Consider the following 17,847-nt stretch of genomic DNA (forward strand, 5'->3'; position numbering starts at 1 on the left):
TACTTGAGTGAGTAATCGTCGTTTGTTTACTTCTGAGTCAGTAACAGAGGGGCATCCTGATAAAATTTCAGATCAGATTTCCGATGCCATTCTGGATGATATTCTTGCGCATGATCCAAATGCGCGCGTAGCCTGTGAAACAACAGTGACAACAGGTCTTGTGTTAGTTTCCGGTGAAATTACAACATCGCACTATGTGGATATTCCGAAAGTCGTTCGTGAAACGATTCAATCCATTGGGTATACACGTGCAAAATACGGATTTGATGCTGAAACATGTGCTGTTCTTTCTTCAATTGATGAGCAGTCTGCGGATATCGCAGCTGGAGTGAACGTTGCTCTAGAAGCGCGTGAAGGTACGATGTCTGATGATGAGATTGATGCGATTGGTGCAGGAGATCAGGGGTTAATGTTTGGTTATGCATGTAATGAAACGACTGAACTAATGCCACTTCCTATTTCGCTTGCTCATAAATTAGCTCGTCGCTTGAGCGAAGTAAGAAAAGAAGATATTCTTCCTTATCTTCGTCCAGACGGTAAAACACAAGTAACAGTGGAATACGATGAAGCTGGAAAGCCAGTTCGCGTTGATACGATTGTTGTGTCTACACAGCATCACCCTGAAGTTTCACTTGAACAGATTCAACGCAACATTAAGGAACACGTTGTGAAGCCAGTTGTTCCAGCTGAATTGATTGATGAAGACACTAAATATTTCATCAACCCTACAGGACGTTTTGTTATTGGAGGACCTCAGGGTGACGCTGGTTTGACAGGAAGAAAAATTATTGTTGATACTTACGGCGGTTATGCTCGTCACGGTGGTGGAGCATTTTCTGGTAAGGATGCTACTAAGGTAGACCGTTCTGCAGCGTATGCAGCTCGTTACGTTGCGAAAAACCTTGTAGCAGCTGGTCTTGCAGACCGCTGTGAAGTGCAACTTGCTTATGCAATTGGTGTAGCACAGCCTGTATCTATTGCAATTGATACGTTTGGAACAGGGCAAGTATCAGAAGAGAAACTCGTTGAGCTTGTGAGAGAAAACTTTGACCTCCGCCCAGCTGGAATCATTAAAATGCTTGATCTTCGTCGTCCAATATATAAGCAAACTGCTGCTTATGGTCATTTTGGACGTACTGATATTGAGCTTCCATGGGAACAAACGGATCGTGCTGAATCTCTTAAGCAGGGTGCAGGCATTTAATTTACATGAAAGAGGAGCCTTTATGGCTTCTCTTTTTTTGTTTTACGTAGAAATTAATGAAAGGTAAGTGAAGATTCAGGGGAAATGATTGGAGGTAAGGTTTAAGATTTGGGCATCTAAGAAGGGTGGTAGAACGGCCGAATAAATTTACTGAACCGATTGAACAGAGATAGAACCTAGTCCCTTATAGATATTAGGTCGCCCAATTGAACAATAGATCAAGTCGTAGGTGTTAGCGATTTTTCTCATCTCATCGAGTGTAAATAAATTATGTCCATCTACGAGTAAAGGCAGTTTAAGACCTTTTACAACCCTCCCCCAGTTTATGTGCTTAAGGGATAGAATCTCTGTCATGAGAAGAAGAGCGTCGCAATTCTTAACAGTTTCATACATAAGAGAAGAAGCGCTCTCTTTGTTATAAATATCATCCTTATTAGGATCAAACGTTTTGACGACTGCTCCTTCTTCTTCAAGTCGATTAATTACGATCTCTGAAGGTGGAAGAGCAGGAACGGCTGCAAGTGTGGATGATGCAAATATAGCAATAGTAGTTCCTTGAAGAGTTCCAAGGAAATCCTTCAATTTCTGGGTTAATAGCTCTGGATGGTATTGATCGATTCCTTCGAGAGCATTAAACATTCTATTAGCCGATGATGATTCTTTAATCATTGAACGGAAGGAGGCAGCTTCAACGGAGTTCTCGAATCCAAGAAAGCAGGATCCAGGGTGCAAGGAGTGGTCATCGCTTCTTGGTTCTGAAGGTAATGCTGATTGAATCGCTTCCACATCAGCTCCATAGCTTTCTGCAACACCAGCAATCATTGTTAAGCATGATACTTTCATAGATTGATAAGTATGATAAGCATAACGCATTAATTCTGCGCTCGAATGATCCATATAATGAAGTGAATTAGTAAGTGGGGCATAGAACGTTTCCATTAGTCTGCATGCTCGAAGAGAAGAGGTACCAAGAATCACTCTTGAGGGGAACATGAAGTCTTTGACTGCGGATCCTTTTCTTATGAAATCAGGGTTACTTACTACATCGTAAGAACGATCAGTTAACCCTTGTTCAAGTAGAATAGCCTCTATTTTAGAAGCGGTTCCCGGTGGAACAGTGCTTTTAATAATAAAGGTTTTGTGCTTATGGACTGTAATGGCGATCTGTCTAATAAAGCGGTAGAATGCTGATAAATCAGGTTTTCTATTTTCATCTACTGGAATTGCTTCAGTGAAAAGTAGATAATCTGCTTCAGATGCAGCAGTAAGTCTGTTAACAGAATAACTTAGTTTGCCAACAGATTTAGCTTCTGTGATGAGTTCAGATAGCCCTTCCTCATGGATTGGTAGTTCTCCGGAGTTAAGCGCTGTGATCTGATCTCGATTTGCATCTGTACATACTACATCATACCCATGAGATGCAAAGACAGCAGATGCTGTTAAACCAATTTCATTTGCTCCAAATACTGCAAGCTTCATCACTTTTCCTCCTCTGCTTTCGTTACGCATATCGAGCGATTTTGGTATGACCAATTGTCGTTTCGTAGTCCTCTAATAACCTTCCAAATATAGCATCCCAAGATTGTGTAAGAGCGTAACGCCGACCTTCGTACCCCATCATTTTTCTTTCTGTTTGATCTAATAATAGTCTACTAATGGCTTGGATATATTCTTCTGCATTATAAGGTGAGCAAAAAAGACCATTACGTTCATCTGATATAACGTCTGTTAAGCCTCCAGCTTTTGCTGCGATGACAGGAGTCCCTGATGCGAGTGATTCTAGTGCAACATTGCCAAACGTTTCAGTAGCGGATGGGAAGATAAACAGATCAGCTGTAGCGTATAGCTCTGATAGCTCATGTCCCTGCTTATAGCCTGTGAACGTTACATTAAAAGGTAGGTTGTGTTGAAAGTGAGGCATTGCTGGTCCGTCCCCTACAACAAGCCATCTTATCTCTCGCTTCATGTTTTCTGGAAGTTTCCACATGATGTTTTGAAGTGTATCAAGATTCTTTTCGGGTGCAAGCCTGCTGACAAATAGAAGAATGTATTTTTCCTTAATCTGATATCGTTCTCGAATCGATGCGTTTTTTCTTCGTGGAGAATAAAGGTCACAGTCAACACCACGTCGCCACAGGTTTAAATTCTCAAAGCCCTGGCTACTTAAACGGTTACGTGTTTCATTGGATGGAACAAAAATTGAAGAAAAAGGTTGATGAAACCACATCAAGTATTTCCAAACGAATGGAGACAACCAGTCAAGGTGATAATGTTCTAAGTAATCGTCAAAATTCGTGTGATAGGAAGCGACCATTGGAATATTGAGCTTCTTCCCATAATGAAGTCCACTGAGTCCTATGTTAAATGGAGTAGCGATATGAAGCAGGTCTGGATCAAACCCCCGTAACTTTTTCCGTATCATGTTGAGCTTTGGTAGAGCGATTCGACATTCAGGATATAAAAAGAATTTCATACTTGCAAAGCGATGAATGTTACTTGAGAAGAGATCTTCTCTTGTCTCGCAGTCGGGCGCGAACAACATATAATCAACTTGTTGTTTATCCATATAGGAAGTTAATCTACCGAGTGTACGAGATACACCATTCACCTGAGGAAAATACGTGTCAGTAAAAAGCGCAAGCTTCATAAGAGTACCTCCCAATTCGTTTTTTTAACCCAATAAGATAGATACCAAAATGCCACTCCCGCCACCAAGTAAAGCCCCAACTAAGACATCGGAAGGATAATGATGACCTAGATAAATTCGTGACAGCCCAACGAGAGTTGCAAGAGTAATTAATGGAATGAAAAGGGGAGGTACATGTAAAATGAACGGTGTTAGTACAGAGAATATAGCTGTCGTATGACCCGACGGAAAAGAATGATCTTTAAGTGGAAGGACGAGCATTTTCGTTTCTGGTATAGAAAGATAAGGACGGTGTCTTGGGTAATGTTTCTTGATTAAATGAACAGGCATGTGACTAATCACAAGTGCAATCGCGCTCTGAATTGCCCATAATCTCGATGGAGAAGGTAAGAATAAACATAACAAAAGCGTACTAATCACCGTCGCCCTAGCTCCACCAACATGCGTCATCCAACCCAAAAAAGAAGTGAGAAAACGAGAGTGACACCTTAAATTCACAAACCGAAACACCGTACACTCCTGCTCATAAAGCCACCCAACTACTTTGCCCAAAAAGAATCCCCCTTCAAGGTATATGTTACTTCTATCTTAAAGAGGAAATATAATGATAGTATTAAAGAAAATTAAAATGATTGTTAAGACGAAAAGCGTAGACGAGCGTTCAGAAACGAAGAAATTGGAACTCTTGAATTGGAACACGCTCTTTGTGTTCCAGTGAAAGAGTGAAATATCGCAGTTTCTGCGAGTCGCAGCTAGACACGAAAAGCGGAAGCGGCCGTTTAGACCCGTCAGGCACTGGAGGCTTTCAAAATGAACACGTACTTTGTGTTCAGATTGAAAGGTGAAGTGACCGAGGGTCTGGCCACTGCAGCTAGACACTAAAAGCGGAAGCGGCCGTTTAGACCCGTCAGACACTGGAGGCTTTCAAAATGAACACGTACTTTGTGTTCAGATTGAAAGGTGAAGTGACCGAGGGTCTGGCCACTGCAGCTAGACACGAAAAGCGATCGAGACCATGGCCACTGCAGCTAGATCTCACGAAAAGCGTAGACGAGCGTTCAGAAATGAAGATATCGGAACTCTTGAATTGGAACACCTTATCAGAATCAATCATCCAACAAAAAAAGACCAGGATAACTCTCCTGATCTTTTCATCAAAGTAATGTGAAATAAATAACGTATCCAATCGCAAGGGCTGTAGCGATGATATACACAAGGAAAATTGGATTGCTAAAAAAGGATGATTTAACTCGGGCGTTGCCCTGGTTATCATATTCACCTTTTTGGTTATTTCCAAGTCGATAGGTCATAAAAGCCCCTATTAATAACGTGATAACGACCAGCACGATCAAGACGAGGGTCAGTTTGTACATAGAAGGCACCTCTATCCATTAGGATTGTATTGGTAACCTTCCTCAAACCATCAGGAAATATGCACGACTTATAGTGGTTTCTGATCTTTGTAGTAAGCTGCTTTTTCTACATATTCATTTCGGATCCGCTCCATATCGAGAAGATCTTCTTTCGTTAATTCTCTTACAACTTTTGCAGGTCTTCCGAATGCGAGCGAATTTGGAGGGATTTTCTTTCCGGGCGAAACAAGACTACCCGCGCCAATAAAAGCACCTTCACCAATTTCTGCACCATCAAGAACGATGGATCCCATTCCAATAAGAGCATTTTTTCGAATAATGCTGCTGTGAAGAATTACCTGATGCCCAACGGTGACGCCGTCTTCAAGTATAAGCTTCTTATTGGGACTCTGATGTAGAACGCAATTGTCTTGAATATTTACTCTTGAACCAATCTCTGTAGGGGCTACATCACCGCGAATTGTGGTGTTAAACCAGATGCTACTTTGCTCACCAATTGTCACATCCCCTGTTATGGTAGTATAATCCGCAATATAGACTGATTGATGTATCGAAGGTTTTTTATCTCGATAGGAGTAGAGCATTTCAATCCCAACTTTCCTTTATAATATATGAAATCCTTTTCAGAAGTAGTGTATCAAAAAGATTGAACCTACATAAGGGGGCTTATAATAATGCGAATTAAAGAGGCACAATATGCAAAGGGCGTTATTGTTTTAGTTCACGGAGCTAATGAACATCATCGCCGTTATGATTGGCTTGTATCAAAATGGATTGAGGCAGAATATCATGTCGTACTTGGAGATTTACCAGGACAAGGAGAAAGCACAAGAAGACGAGGTCACATTGATTCATTTGATCAATATATTGATACAATTGATAAATGGATTAATCGAGCGTTTGAATATGAACTACCCGTGTTCTTACTCGGGCATAGTATGGGGGGGCTTGCTTCTATTCGAACAATAATGGAAAAAAGACATTCCCTCACAGGTGTGATTCTGTCATCACCTTGTATTGGTCTCGTAAACCCTCCGAATAAGGGAGTAGACCTTCTTTCGAAAGTATTAAATCCTATCGTTCCTTCACTTAGATTAAACTCAAAATTAGAATCGAACATTGGAACGAGAAATACGGAATTTCATACTCGAGATCAGGAAGATCCTTTGATGGTGCATAAAGTATCTGTAAGATGGTATCGAGAACTTCTTAAAGCGATGAAAATTGCAAACGAAGGAGCTAAATCTTTTCAGAATTTGCCGCTACTTGTTGTACAGGGCGGTGATGATCGAATCGTTGATAAACATGCAGTGAGGTCATGGTTTAATCGAATTCCACTAACAGATAAGTCTTATAAAGAGTGGGATGGACTTTATCATGAAGTGTTTAATGAACCAGAGCGCGATACAGTTTTCAAAACGGCCCTAGCGTTTGTTGAGTTGAAGCTTGAGTTATTGGATCATGACGCAAACGATGAAGAAGGCAAATAAATGATACAGGAGTGGAATCGGTTGAAAGTACCAAGTCATCCCTGGACGTTGATGTATAGTATTTATAAACGCGTATTACCAAGGATCCATCAAGAACTTGATAAATGGAAAAGGCGGGCTGAAGACATTCCAGATATGGAGCTTAGAAAACAAGCTCTAGCCAGCATAGAATCCAAGACGTTTCACTGTGAAGGGGGCGCGATCTATGGTCTCCTTGCTGGAAATCAGATTGATAAATCGATTGAATTTGTAGCAGCATATCAGACAATAAGCGACTACCTAGATAACTTATGTGATCGAAGTACATCATTAGATCCACAAGACTTCAGTGCATTGCACGAGTCGATGGTCGAGGCACTTTCGCCAGAGATTGAAGCTTCTAATGATTACTATCGATTTAGAAAAGAACAAGATGATGGAGGCTATTTATTAGCACTCGTGGAAACGTGTCAGAATATAATTAGGCAACTACCGAACCGTGAAGAAGTACAACCAGCATTACTTGAACTTTGTCATTACTATTGCGACCTACAAGTACATAAGCATGTTACGGAGGAAGACAGGGTACCAAGACTAAAGAACTGGTTTGATCAACATAAAACTCAGTTACCTGATATGACTTGGAATGAATTCTCTGCGTGTGCTGGCTCAACCCTTGGGATCTTCTGTCTTGTCTCATATTCGCTTGGGGACAATCTGCCTAAAGGTGGAACAGAGGTTATTAAAGAAGGCTATTTTCCATGGGTGCAAGGTCTTCATATTATGCTTGATTACTTTATTGATCAGGAAGAAGATCGTGTCGGAGGAGATTTGAATTTCTGTTTTTATTACAGAGATAATGAGGAGCTTGCACGCCGAGTCGCTCATTTCATTAAAGAAGCTGATAAAAGCGTTGAACGACTACCGCACTCTTCCTTTCACCGCCTCATAAACAGAGGATTGCTCGGTATTTATCTTGCTGATCGAAAAGTAATGGAACAGAAAGATGTTCGTTCTTTGGCTCGGAAAATTATTCGAAACGGCGGCCGATCAAGTATCTTCTTCTATTTTAATGGGTGGGTGTATAGAAGGCTTCACAAAGCTTCACAATAAACCACGTATAAAAATAGCTGTTTCGTGAGAAAAGAAGCCTATAGGATTTTGAAAGGGGTTCTTTACATGAAGAAGCGCTATTATGTCGCTGTTAGCTCAGGTGAAATATTGGAAAATCAGGGAGCATCAAGCTATAATTTTGAAATCGATGCAGATGAGGAAGATGTCTTCAAGTTAAGTGAACTGTTTGACTTGACTGACAAAGACAGTCGTCTTTCTCTTTATCGCTCTCACGTACCAGCAATGAGTTACCATGAAGATAAAAACAACGACGATTACGATGATCATATGAAACAAATTTATCAGCTTATTCACGACCTTGGATCGAAGAGAACGAGAGATCACATCGAATCAATGGGGATTCTCCAATAAACATAGAAAAAAGCCGGTGCTGGTGCACTGGCTTTATTTCTTGCTTACAGCAAGGATATAGGGTGGCTCATTGATTTGGTTAATAAACTGATATTTAAGAACCTGGTATTCAGATTGTGGTAGACCTGCTGCAAAATCCGTTACCATCTCGCTCTCAACTTTTCCTTCAGGATGTCCCGGGTAAACAACAAGGATAAGTAAACCACCTGAGCGAAGAAGGTTTAGCATATCCGTTACCGCCTGAAGTGTTTCTGCTGGTTTCGTCACAATGGATTTGTCTCCACCTGGTAGGTAACCAAGGTTAAAGATAGCGGCTGAAACCTTTCCGATATTTTCAGGATCAATTACGTCTTTTACTGTCGCATGACTTGCGTGGGTTAGTATAACTTGTGACGTTTGTTCAGCCTCCGAAAGCCGTTGATAGGTTGATTCTAAAGCATCCTTTTGGATGTCAAACCCGTATACTTTGCCCGTTTTGCCAACAGATTTAGCAAGAAAAAGCGTATCATGGCCATTGCCACAAGTGCCGTCAATAGTGACGTCACCTTCAGTGAGAATGTCATTTAGAAGTGTTCTTGTAAAAGGTAATATTCGCTCTAGCGTCATGTTGTATGAATCCTTTCTGGTGAGTAAAATTTCCCTTGCCAGCTGTTTCGTTTGATCAGTTCACTTTGTATAGCATTTAAGACATTAAATTTGTTCAAACTCCACATTGGTCCGATAAGTAAGTCAGCTGGGCCATCCCCAGTAATACGGTGGATAACCATATTTGGAGGAAGTATTTCTAGCTGGTCGACAACCAGATTAACATAGGTGTCCTGATCAAGAAACTCAAGCATACCTTTTTCGTATTGCCTCACCATCGCAGTTTTTTTCAGTAGGTGAAGCAGATGAATCTTTATCCCCTGTACATCTAACTTAGCAACGGCTTGCGCTGTTTCCATCATCATCTGGGGTGTTTCCTTCGGAAGCCCATTAATGATATGTGAAACAACATTTATGTTATGTTTTCGAAGTTTCTCCACACCTTCCACATAACACGTAAAGTCATGTGCACGATTGATCAGGTTACCTGTTTGGTCATGAACGGTCTGTAATCCTAGTTCCACCATTAGAAAAGTTCGTTCGTTCAATTCAGCCAGGTAATCAACAACATCGTCAGGTAAGCAGTCAGGTCTCGTTGCGATCGAGAGTCCAACAACGTCATCCTGCATTAAGATCACTTCGAATTTTCTACGCAAATCTTCTACAGGCGCATATGTATTCGTATAGGCTTGAAAATAACCAAGGTATTTTGCGCCTTTCCATTTTCGCCCGCTCGTCCTGTTTTTAATTGTATGAAACTGTGTGACAAGATCATCTCGTCTATCTCCTGCAAAGTCTCCAGAGCCACTGACGCTGCAAAAAGTACAACCACCATGTGCGACCATACCATCACGGTTTGGGCAATCAAACCCTCCATCTAACGGAACTTTCATAACGCGGTGACCAAATTTTTGTTGAAGAAAGTTATTAAATGTATAGTAACGTTTCTCTAAACCAATATGAGAAGGTATACCTGTTTGGTGTGTTTCCATTACGACTCCTCTCGTGGCCTTTTAGACCCCAAATGATTACTTTTTACTTTACCACTTTCAATATTAATCCTCCAATAACCCATTCATTTGTTTGGGAATATATGGGGTGTGGTACATACTACTATCATTCATAAAGAGGTGATTGTATGGAAGATAATGAAAAGCGTCATAAAAAAGGAGAAACCAATAATCCAGAGCAACTACCAGATGAAGAAAGGAATCAGCTCGATGGTGATGACGCTGAAATGAATGTTGATGCGATTCCGCTTGAAGATTTAAAAGAAGAAGAGAAAGAAGAAAAAGACAAACCTCATTCCAAAAATGATTCAGCTAGTCAAAAGAAATATAGACAAGGATAACGCACCAATCTTGGTGCGTTTCTTTTTTGTTGGCTATGTTAGCTTTTATTGTTGATTTCTCGCCTTTCAGCTCTATTGAAAGGTCACCGCAGGGCGTAAATGAGCCAAAAATCAACACTGCTCACTAACATAGCCTTTTTGTTTGTAAACATCAGGTGGATAATTATAAGAGCGTTATCAACTATTTAGATTTAGACGTATAAATAACGAAAACATCGTCTATTCTGATAATGTTCTTGACAATCTGCACAAGTCTTCATACAATACAAATTATATACGTAATTTAGCGAAACCAAAGATAATGATAAGGAATAGTAATAAAGATTCTATTAATAGAGAGTTAACGGATGGTGGAAGTTAACATAGAACTTTTATGAACTCGCCTTTGAATCGGAGCCTGAATGGAGTAAGGTTACCCGTACGCCTGCGTTAAAGGTCTGAAGTGAGTGCTGTTTCTAGCACTAAGCCGGGTGGTACCGCGGGTGATTGTGAATATCAGATTCTCAACCTCTCGTCCCTGTTGATAAACAACGGGGATGGGAGGTTTTTTTATTTTTTTTAAGGACTGGAAGGAGAGAGTAGCAATGGCATTTGATCACAAAACAATTGAGAAGAAGTGGCAGCACTACTGGGAAACAAAGAAAACATTTAAAACAGATAATGACGCGAGCGGAGAGAAAGTATATATTCTCGATATGTTCCCATATCCTTCTGGAGCGGGTCTTCATGTAGGACACCCTGAAGGATACACTGCGACGGATATACTTTCCCGTATGAAGCGTATGCAAGGCTATAATGTGCTTCATCCAATTGGCTGGGATGCATTTGGACTTCCTGCGGAACAGTATGCGCTTGATACTGGAAACAACCCGCGAGATTTCACTCAAACAAACATTGATACATTCCGTCGACAAATTAAAGAATTAGGTTTTTCTTATGACTGGGATCGAGAAGTAAACACGACTGATCCTAGTTACTATAAATGGACGCAGTGGATTTTTACAAAGCTATATGAAAAAGGACTTGCTTATGTTGACGAAGTTGCTGTGAACTGGTGTCCAGCTCTCGGAACAGTACTTGCCAACGAAGAGGTCATTGATGGCTTGAGTGAGCGTGGTGGTCACCCGGTAGTTCGTAAACCAATGAAACAATGGGTTCTTAAAATTACAGAATATGCTGATCGTTTGCTTGAAGACCTAGAAGAACTTGATTGGTCAGAAAGTATTAAAGAAATGCAGCGTAACTGGATTGGTAAATCGGAAGGTGCCGAAGTAACGTTCAAGATTGATGGTCATGATGAATCAATCGATGTCTTTACAACTCGCCCAGACACATTGTTTGGTGCTACTTATATGGTTCTTGCACCAGAGCATCCTCTTGTGAAGCAAATTGCTACAGAAGAGCAAGCATCTAAAGTAGAAAGCTATCGTTCAAAGGTGCAAACAAAGAGTGATCTTGAGCGTACCGAATTGTCTAAAGAAAAGACTGGTGAATTCACTGGAGCATATGCGATTAACCCTATTAATAATGAGAAGCTTCCGATCTGGGTAGCGGATTACGTATTAATGACATATGGAACAGGTGCCATTATGGCGGTTCCTGCTCACGATGAGCGTGATTATGAATTTGCAACAACATTTAACTTGCCAATTATTGAAGTTGTAGCCGGTGGAGATGTATCGAATGAAGCTTATACGGAAGATGGTAAGCATGTTAATTCTGATTTCTTAAACGATCTTGAGAAAGAAGAAGCGATTACGAAGAGTATCGAATGGCTAGAGCAGAATGAAAAGGGCAAGAAAAAGATTACGTATCGTCTACGTGACTGGTTATTTAGCCGTCAACGCTACTGGGGCGAGCCTATTCCAATCATTCACTGGGAAGATGGCACAATGAGTGCGGTGCCAGAAGAACAACTTCCAGTCGTACTTCCTGAAACAACTGAGATTAAACCTTCTGGTACAGGTGAATCACCACTTGCTAATATCGAGGAATGGTTAAACGTAGTTGATCCAGTGAGTGGTATGAAAGGTCGCCGTGAAACGAATACAATGCCACAATGGGCTGGTAGCTGCTGGTATTACCTTCGTTATATTGATCCAGATAACGATGAAATGTTAGCTGATCCAAAGAAATTGGATGAGTGGTTACCCGTAGATATGTATATCGGTGGAGCTGAGCATGCTGTTCTTCACTTGTTATATGCACGTTTCTGGCACAAAGTTCTTTACGATATCGGAGTGGTTCCAACGAAAGAGCCGTTCCAGCGTCTTCGCAATCAGGGTATGATTCTTGGAGAAAACAATGAGAAAATGAGTAAATCCAAGGGTAACGTTGTAAATCCAGACGAAATTGTAGAAAGTCACGGAGCTGACACGCTTCGCCTGTATGAAATGTTTATGGGGCCTTTCGAAGGATCGATCGCATGGTCGAACAATGGACTTGATGGTGCCCGTCGCTTCCTTGACCGTGTATGGCGCTTGTTCGGTGAAGGTGACATTAGTAAGTCTTCTCTTTCTGAAACGGATTCAACTGAAGAGATGGAACGTGTTTACCACGAAACTGTAAAAAAGGTTACGGAAGACATGGAAGGTCTACGTTTCAATACTGCCGTTTCTCAAATGATGGTATTTGTTAATGAAGCGTATAAACAGGAAACTGTATCGGTTAGCTTAATGGAAGGCTTTGTTAAGCTCCTTTCTCCAATTGCTCCGCACCTTGCTGAAGAACTTTGGAGTGCTCTAGGTCACGAAGAAACGTTAGCTTATGCTAATTGGCCAATGTTTGATGAAAGCAAGCTAGCAGTCGATGAAGTTGAAATTGTTGTCCAAATTAACGGCAAGCTTCGCGCGAAAATTTCTATTCCAGCTGAAGCTTCTCGTGACGAAATGCAGGAGATTGCATTGGAGCATGAGAAAATTAAAGGTCAACTTGATGGCAAAACGCTTCGTAAAGTGATTGCGGTTCCCGGAAAACTTGTTAATATAGTTGCGAATTAGCTTGAAACCCCTCTTCTTTTAAAAGGAGAGGGGTTTTCTAAATGTATGATTGAATAACCTCCTGAAGTGGAAAAGAATACTACTGAACGTAAGTTAGATTTCTTGTATTGGAAGTACGAATCATGTACGATGGATTTTGTTGAAGTGATTATAAATGTGAAAACCATATTATAGGTAGCGAAAGGGGTATGTTTTTATGAGTAATGAAATTAAGACAGTTACACCTGAAGAGGTTCAAGAGCTATTAAATGAAGGAAAAAATGTATCATTAATTGATGTACGTGAGGATGAAGAAGTAGAAGAAGGTATCATTCCTGAAGCGAAGCATATTCGTCTTGGCACACTTCCTGAACGCCTTAACGAAATTAATAAAGAAGAAGAGCATATTATGATTTGTCGATCTGGTCGACGCAGTGAGCGTGCTTGTGAATATCTACAAGAAGCTGGATATGAAGTGAAGAACATGGTTGGCGGTATGATGAAATGGGAGGGTAAGGTTAAATAACCCTTCTGAAAAGGAGAGAGTTCGAATGGCAATATTGGGAACGGCTGTAGCTGCTTTTGTAGCATTCATATTAGGTTTATGGAGAGTTATTTATCCCTACTCTTATATGAAGCCGATTAACCTTGATCGGTTTGACGATGATAAATACTGTCTTATCGATGTGAGAGATTATATTCTTTCACATAGAATGCCGTATGAGAAAGCAAAGAATATTCCGCTTTCTTACCTGGGAAGACAAACAAGAGAAAATGAAGTATGTGATAAAGAAATCATAGTACTTGCAGAAGATCGTAAAGCAGCACGACTTGCTGTTAAGATCTTGATGAAACAGCGCAAGCAGCCGATCTATTACATGACCGTTACCTCTTAATTCTTATGAGCGCCTTGTGGAGACTCCATAAAGGCGCTTTGCTGGAGTATAAATCCAAGTAAGTTGATAAGATTAATAAATTGTAGCACTTTTTTCATCATTATCCAAGCATATTGACTTAAAATCATTCGTTTAACTCCTCCATCTGATATAATAATGGAAAAGACTACACTGAGGTGTTGAAATGAAGGCAGAACTTATGCGTGCTATGATGGACTTACAGGCATTGCGCCACTTACAACCAGGTAAAACAATGGTTAATCAGCAGCCATCAGCCTTTTCCTTTACTGACATGCTTGAAGCAGCTCTTTCGAATCAGAACGCCGTACAGCAGCAGGCTCCAAATTATGTGCCCTCTATAAATGCAATAAATGGAGCAAGCGCACCACCAATTGTACATACTAGTTCAGCTTCTTACTCATCATCATCTCTTGAGATTGATGGATATATTGAAGAATTATCCGCCAAGTACAACGTTGATCCCAAATTAGTTCATTCCATTATTAAACAGGAATCTGGCTATAAATCAGATAGTGTTAGTGGAGCGGGAGCTATGGGATTAATGCAACTAATGCCTGCAACCGCCTCATATCTTGGTGTAAAGGATCCTTTTGATCCAGGTCAGAATATTGAAGGTGGCGTGAAATATATTAAGCAAATGATTGATAAATATGACGGGAATAAGGAGCTTGCGCTAGCTGCATACAATGCTGGTCCCGGCAATGTTGATCGTTATGGAGGTATTCCTCCATTCAAAGAAACGCAGAATTATGTTTCAAAAGTAATGGGTAATTATTTAGCGTAAAGAGTAAAGGCTGTCTCAAACGACCGCTCTTCAGCAGTCGTAATGAAGACAGTTTTTTATTTTAGGGTGTTTTTGTAGACATTGTTGCTATAAGAGTAGTAGTTAATTTCCGCTCCAGGAGCTCGCTTTCCGCGGGGCGGACGGTGAGCCTCCTCGGCGCGCTTGGGGCGCGCCTGTGGGGTCTCACCTGTCCCGCTATTCCCGCAGGAGTCGAGCTCCTTCCGCTCCAATCAACTATGAAGTGTTAGTCACTTTTTCAAAATTTTTAAGATAAACATTTTTTAGAGAAGAGCATTTTATGAAATATTATCTGTAATTTGTGAATTGCTGAGAGAAGACAGAGACAATTGATATACTAAACATGAGGTGAATAATTTGAACGAATTTAAAACGTTAGGCTTGAATTCAAAGCTTATTAAACCATTAGAAGATCAAGGAATCCAGACTCCTACTGACATACAAAAGGAAACGATACCTGTCATGCTCCAAGGGCATGATGTGATTGCACAGGCGCAAACAGGAACAGGTAAAACATTTGCGTTTCTACTACCTATATTGGAGAAGTTAGATACTGAAGCTCCAGAAGTACAAGCATTAATCGTCACTCCAACAAGAGAGTTAGCTATTCAAATCACAAATGAATTAATGAAGCTAATAGAAGAACGACCAGATATTAATGTGCTTGCGGTGTATGGTGGACAAGATGTTGAGAGACAAATCAAGCGTCTTAACAAACAAGTGCACATTGTTGTTGGAACCCCTGGACGATTGCTTGACCATGTTAGAAGAGAAACCATTGATTTGTCTCGTACGTCTTTCCTAGTGCTAGACGAAGCAGACCAAATGTTGCATATTGGCTTCCTAAGAGAAGTTGAAGATATTATTAGTGAAACCCCTGATGACCGCCAAACAGCCCTTTTCTCAGCTACATTATCGAGCGATATCAAGAAGCTTGCAAGACGCTTTATGCGATCTCCGCAAACCATTAAAGGGAAAGAAAAAGGGAAAACGGTTGAGGAAATTCAACAATATGTTATTGAGACAACGGATCGAAGAAAGTTCGGATCACTTACTGAAACAATTGATGAAGTAAGACCATTTCTTGGCATTATTTTCTGTCGGACAAAGCGCCGAGTTAGTAAGTTGAATGGGGATTTAAAATCTAAAGGATATTTATCAGATGAGCTACACGGAGACTTATCACAGGCAAAACGTGAAAGTGTTATCAAACGATTCCGCGATGCGAAAATTCAATTACTTGTAGCTACAGATGTTGCAGCGAGAGGTTTGGATATTGAGGGAGTTACTCACGTCTTTAATTATGATATTCCACAAGATACCGAAAGTTATATTCATCGGATTGGTCGGACGGGACGCGCAGGAGAAGACGGTGCATCATACACATTTATCGCAGCTAAGGATCAGTCCTTTATCCAAATGATTGAAAAAGGGATTGGAAAGAAACTAGCTAGAAAAACGGTTGAAGGTGCTTTGCCTGAACATGAAGAGCGGGATCAGGGGAGAAATGATCAAAGAGGTCGAACAAATCGTCCTTCACGTAGAGCAGGATCATCTAACAGCCGAACCGGTGGTAGAAATCGAAATAAACGATAGAAATGAATAAAAACAGGAGGGGCATTGGGGCCCCTCCTGTTTTTATTATGCTCTTGTTGCAGCGCTCTTTCCTGCTGTATAACCTGTAACGAAAGCAGATGTAATGTTATAACCACCTGTGTAGCCGTGGATGTCGAGAACTTCTCCACAGAAATAGAGTCCTTCCGTGAATTTAGAACCCATTTCCTTAGGATGAATTTCTTTTAAAGAGACTCCGCCTCCTGTAACAAAAGCTTTATCAATTGGGAGAGTACCGTCAATTGCAACCTGGAATTGTTTCAATAAACGGACATATTCTCGAACTTTTTCTTTTGATAAGTGAGCGTATGTTGTGTCTTGAGAAAGTTCCGCTTTGCTCAATAAGAAGAGCATATATCTTTCAGGTACTTTACTTTTCCAGATGTTCTTAATCGCTTTTTTAGGCTCTTCTTTTGCAATCTTCATATGCTCTCGATATAACTCTTCTTCGTTTTGATCGGGTACTGAATCAATTTGAAGTGGAATATATTGTGCATTAAACTTCTTCATCGCTTTAACGACATACTGACTGCACCTTAGTACTGCTGGTCCGGATAAGCCAATATGTGTGAAGATCATGTCCCATCTATGCGTTTTTATCACTTTACCTTTAGGGTTGAGAACAGATAACGCGACATCCCTAAGAGATAATCCTTGAAGCTCCTTATTCTTAATAAAAGGCTCACTAGATGTAAGAGGCACTTCTGTTGGATAAAGATCAGTAATAGTATGACCGCCTTCTTCTGCCCACGCATACCCATCTCCGGTTGACCCGGTATGAGGAACAGATTTTCCTCCTACTGCAATAACAACATTTGATGATTCAATGTCTTCTTTTGATTGAAGTCGAACACCTGTAACAGCTCCATTATGATAGAGAACTTTTTCGACAGGCGTATTTACCTTGATCGTCACATTCAGTTCGCGGACTTTCTCTAGAAGCGCATTGACAACTGATTTGGCATCATCGGTTACAGGGAACATTCTACCGTGGTCTTCTTCTTTCAGTTTAATGCCAAGATCTTCGAAGAATGTAATGATATCTTCATTATCAAAAATATTAAATGCGCTGTATAGGAACTTCCCATTACCAGGGATGAATTTAATAAGTTCATCAAGCGGCAGGCGATTTGTAACGTTGCATCTTCCGCCTCCAGATATAGCTAGTTTACGCCCAAGCTTATTTCCTTTATCAACGAGTAACACAGATGCTCCGTGTTCTGCTGCTGATACAGACGCCATGAGTCCCGACGGACCACCGCCAATCACAATGACATCGTATTTCATGCTTACACCTCTCTCATTTTGCTACAGACAAACATACCATAATTAACACTACATATTAAAGTTTCACAGAAATTTATATTTGTTGTTAATAGGTAAATAGCTTAAAATGAAGATGTGTATTTAAAGAACTGTTGA

19 protein-coding genes and 1 other annotated feature are annotated in these 17,847 nt (G+C 40.6%); of the genes, 11 read left to right on the plus strand and 8 right to left on the minus strand.

Features of this window, described 5'->3' with window-relative positions; translation table 11 throughout:
- The first annotated feature begins 7 nt into the window (after positions 1–7).
- Positions 8–1,204: a methionine adenosyltransferase gene (metK, locus tag JI666_RS11950; RefSeq protein ID WP_206892042.1), complete on the plus strand. Its 1,197-nt coding sequence runs from the start codon at positions 8–10 to the stop codon at positions 1,202–1,204.
- A gap of 147 nt (positions 1,205–1,351) precedes the next feature.
- On the opposite strand, the gene JI666_RS11955 is transcribed toward metK, so the two are convergent.
- Genes JI666_RS11955 through JI666_RS11965 form a run of 3 tightly spaced genes read right to left on the minus strand, consistent with a single transcriptional unit; the run spans position 1,352 to position 4,403 of the window.
- Complete coding sequence (locus JI666_RS11955; RefSeq protein WP_206892044.1) at positions 1,352–2,683, minus strand: nucleotide sugar dehydrogenase; 1,332 nt, start codon at positions 2,681–2,683, stop codon at positions 1,352–1,354.
- Positions 2,684–2,705: 22 nt separating this feature from the next.
- A complete protein-coding gene (locus JI666_RS11960; protein ID WP_206892045.1) occupies positions 2,706–3,851 on the minus strand; it encodes a glycosyltransferase family 4 protein in 1,146 nt (381 codons plus the stop codon).
- Positions 3,852–3,875: 24 nt separating this feature from the next.
- Complete coding sequence (locus tag JI666_RS11965; RefSeq protein WP_286170774.1) at positions 3,876–4,403, minus strand: phosphatase PAP2 family protein; 528 nt, start codon at positions 4,401–4,403, stop codon at positions 3,876–3,878.
- Positions 4,404–4,780: 377 nt separating this feature from the next.
- Between JI666_RS11965 and JI666_RS11970 the strand changes: the two genes are divergently transcribed.
- Entirely contained in the window at positions 4,781–5,014 is a 234-nt protein-coding gene (locus JI666_RS11970; protein ID WP_206892046.1) for a hypothetical protein, read from the plus strand.
- On the opposite strand, the gene JI666_RS11975 is transcribed toward JI666_RS11970, so the two are convergent.
- Together JI666_RS11975 and JI666_RS11980 are read right to left on the minus strand one after the other, a co-directional pair.
- Complete coding sequence (locus JI666_RS11975; protein ID WP_136948606.1) at positions 5,006–5,224, minus strand: hypothetical protein; 219 nt, start codon at positions 5,222–5,224, stop codon at positions 5,006–5,008. The genes JI666_RS11970 and JI666_RS11975 overlap by 9 nt on opposite strands.
- A gap of 68 nt (positions 5,225–5,292) precedes the next feature.
- On the minus strand, positions 5,293–5,808 hold the full coding sequence (locus tag JI666_RS11980; RefSeq protein WP_206892047.1) for a gamma carbonic anhydrase: 516 nt from the start codon (positions 5,806–5,808) through the stop codon (positions 5,293–5,295).
- Between the two features lie 90 nt (positions 5,809–5,898).
- Here JI666_RS11980 and JI666_RS11985 point away from each other — a divergent pair, with 90 nt between their 5' ends.
- From JI666_RS11985 to JI666_RS11995, 3 genes are all read left to right on the plus strand, one after another.
- Positions 5,899–6,714, plus strand: a complete 816-nt coding sequence (locus JI666_RS11985; RefSeq protein ID WP_206892049.1) for an alpha/beta hydrolase — start codon at positions 5,899–5,901, stop codon at positions 6,712–6,714.
- 21 nt (positions 6,715–6,735) lie between these two features.
- Positions 6,736–7,806, plus strand: coding sequence for a tetraprenyl-beta-curcumene synthase (tbcS, locus tag JI666_RS11990; RefSeq protein ID WP_206892200.1), 1,071 nt, complete (start codon positions 6,736–6,738; stop codon positions 7,804–7,806).
- Positions 7,807–7,872: 66 nt separating this feature from the next.
- Positions 7,873–8,178 carry a hydrolase gene (locus tag JI666_RS11995; RefSeq protein ID WP_206892051.1) on the plus strand — a complete coding sequence of 102 codons (306 nt, stop codon included), beginning with the start codon at positions 7,873–7,875 and terminating at the stop codon, positions 8,176–8,178.
- A gap of 33 nt (positions 8,179–8,211) precedes the next feature.
- On the opposite strand, the gene mnmM is transcribed toward JI666_RS11995, so the two are convergent.
- Entirely contained in the window at positions 8,212–8,784 is a 573-nt protein-coding gene (gene mnmM, locus JI666_RS12000) for a tRNA 5-(aminomethyl)-2-thiouridylate-methyltransferase MnmM (RefSeq protein ID WP_206892054.1), read from the minus strand.
- Positions 8,781–9,755 (minus strand): tRNA modification radical SAM protein MnmL/YtqA, encoded by a 975-nt coding sequence (mnmL, locus tag JI666_RS12005; protein ID WP_206892056.1) that lies wholly within the window; start codon positions 9,753–9,755, stop codon positions 8,781–8,783. Before mnmL ends, mnmM begins: the two co-directional genes overlap by 4 nt.
- A 146-nt stretch (positions 9,756–9,901) precedes the next feature.
- Between mnmL and JI666_RS12010 the strand changes: the two genes are divergently transcribed.
- The 6 genes from JI666_RS12010 to JI666_RS12035 all read left to right on the plus strand — a co-directional run bounded on the left by JI666_RS12010 (position 9,902) and on the right by JI666_RS12035 (position 16,407).
- Positions 9,902–10,114 (plus strand): YczO family protein, encoded by a 213-nt coding sequence (locus JI666_RS12010; protein WP_206892058.1) that lies wholly within the window; start codon positions 9,902–9,904, stop codon positions 10,112–10,114.
- A gap of 292 nt (positions 10,115–10,406) precedes the next feature.
- Positions 10,407–10,636 (plus strand) — a binding site (T-box leader).
- Positions 10,637–10,698: 62 nt separating this feature from the next.
- The gene (leuS, locus tag JI666_RS12015) at positions 10,699–13,113 is read left to right on the plus strand and encodes a leucine--tRNA ligase (protein ID WP_206892060.1); all 2,415 of its coding nucleotides are present in this window, start codon (positions 10,699–10,701) and stop codon (positions 13,111–13,113) included.
- A 196-nt stretch (positions 13,114–13,309) separates the two neighbouring features.
- On the plus strand, positions 13,310–13,618 hold the full coding sequence (locus JI666_RS12020) for a rhodanese-like domain-containing protein (protein WP_136948598.1): 309 nt from the start codon (positions 13,310–13,312) through the stop codon (positions 13,616–13,618).
- 25 nt (positions 13,619–13,643) lie between these two features.
- A complete protein-coding gene (locus JI666_RS12025; RefSeq protein ID WP_206892061.1) occupies positions 13,644–13,988 on the plus strand; it encodes a rhodanese-like domain-containing protein in 345 nt (114 codons plus the stop codon).
- A gap of 184 nt (positions 13,989–14,172) precedes the next feature.
- On the plus strand, positions 14,173–14,793 hold the full coding sequence (locus JI666_RS12030; protein WP_206892062.1) for a lytic transglycosylase domain-containing protein: 621 nt from the start codon (positions 14,173–14,175) through the stop codon (positions 14,791–14,793).
- Between the two features lie 375 nt (positions 14,794–15,168).
- The gene (locus tag JI666_RS12035; protein WP_206892063.1) at positions 15,169–16,407 is read left to right on the plus strand and encodes a DEAD/DEAH box helicase; all 1,239 of its coding nucleotides are present in this window, start codon (positions 15,169–15,171) and stop codon (positions 16,405–16,407) included.
- A gap of 45 nt (positions 16,408–16,452) precedes the next feature.
- Here the strand turns inward: JI666_RS12035 and JI666_RS12040 are convergent, their stop codons facing one another.
- The gene (locus tag JI666_RS12040; protein ID WP_206892064.1) at positions 16,453–17,712 is read right to left on the minus strand and encodes a BaiN/RdsA family NAD(P)/FAD-dependent oxidoreductase; all 1,260 of its coding nucleotides are present in this window, start codon (positions 17,710–17,712) and stop codon (positions 16,453–16,455) included.
- Between the last annotated feature and the right edge of the window lie 135 nt (positions 17,713–17,847).

Origin of the sequence: Bacillus sp. NTK071 (assembly GCF_017303315.1) — a bacterium.
GTDB lineage: Bacteria > Bacillota > Bacilli > Bacillales > Guptibacillaceae > Guptibacillus.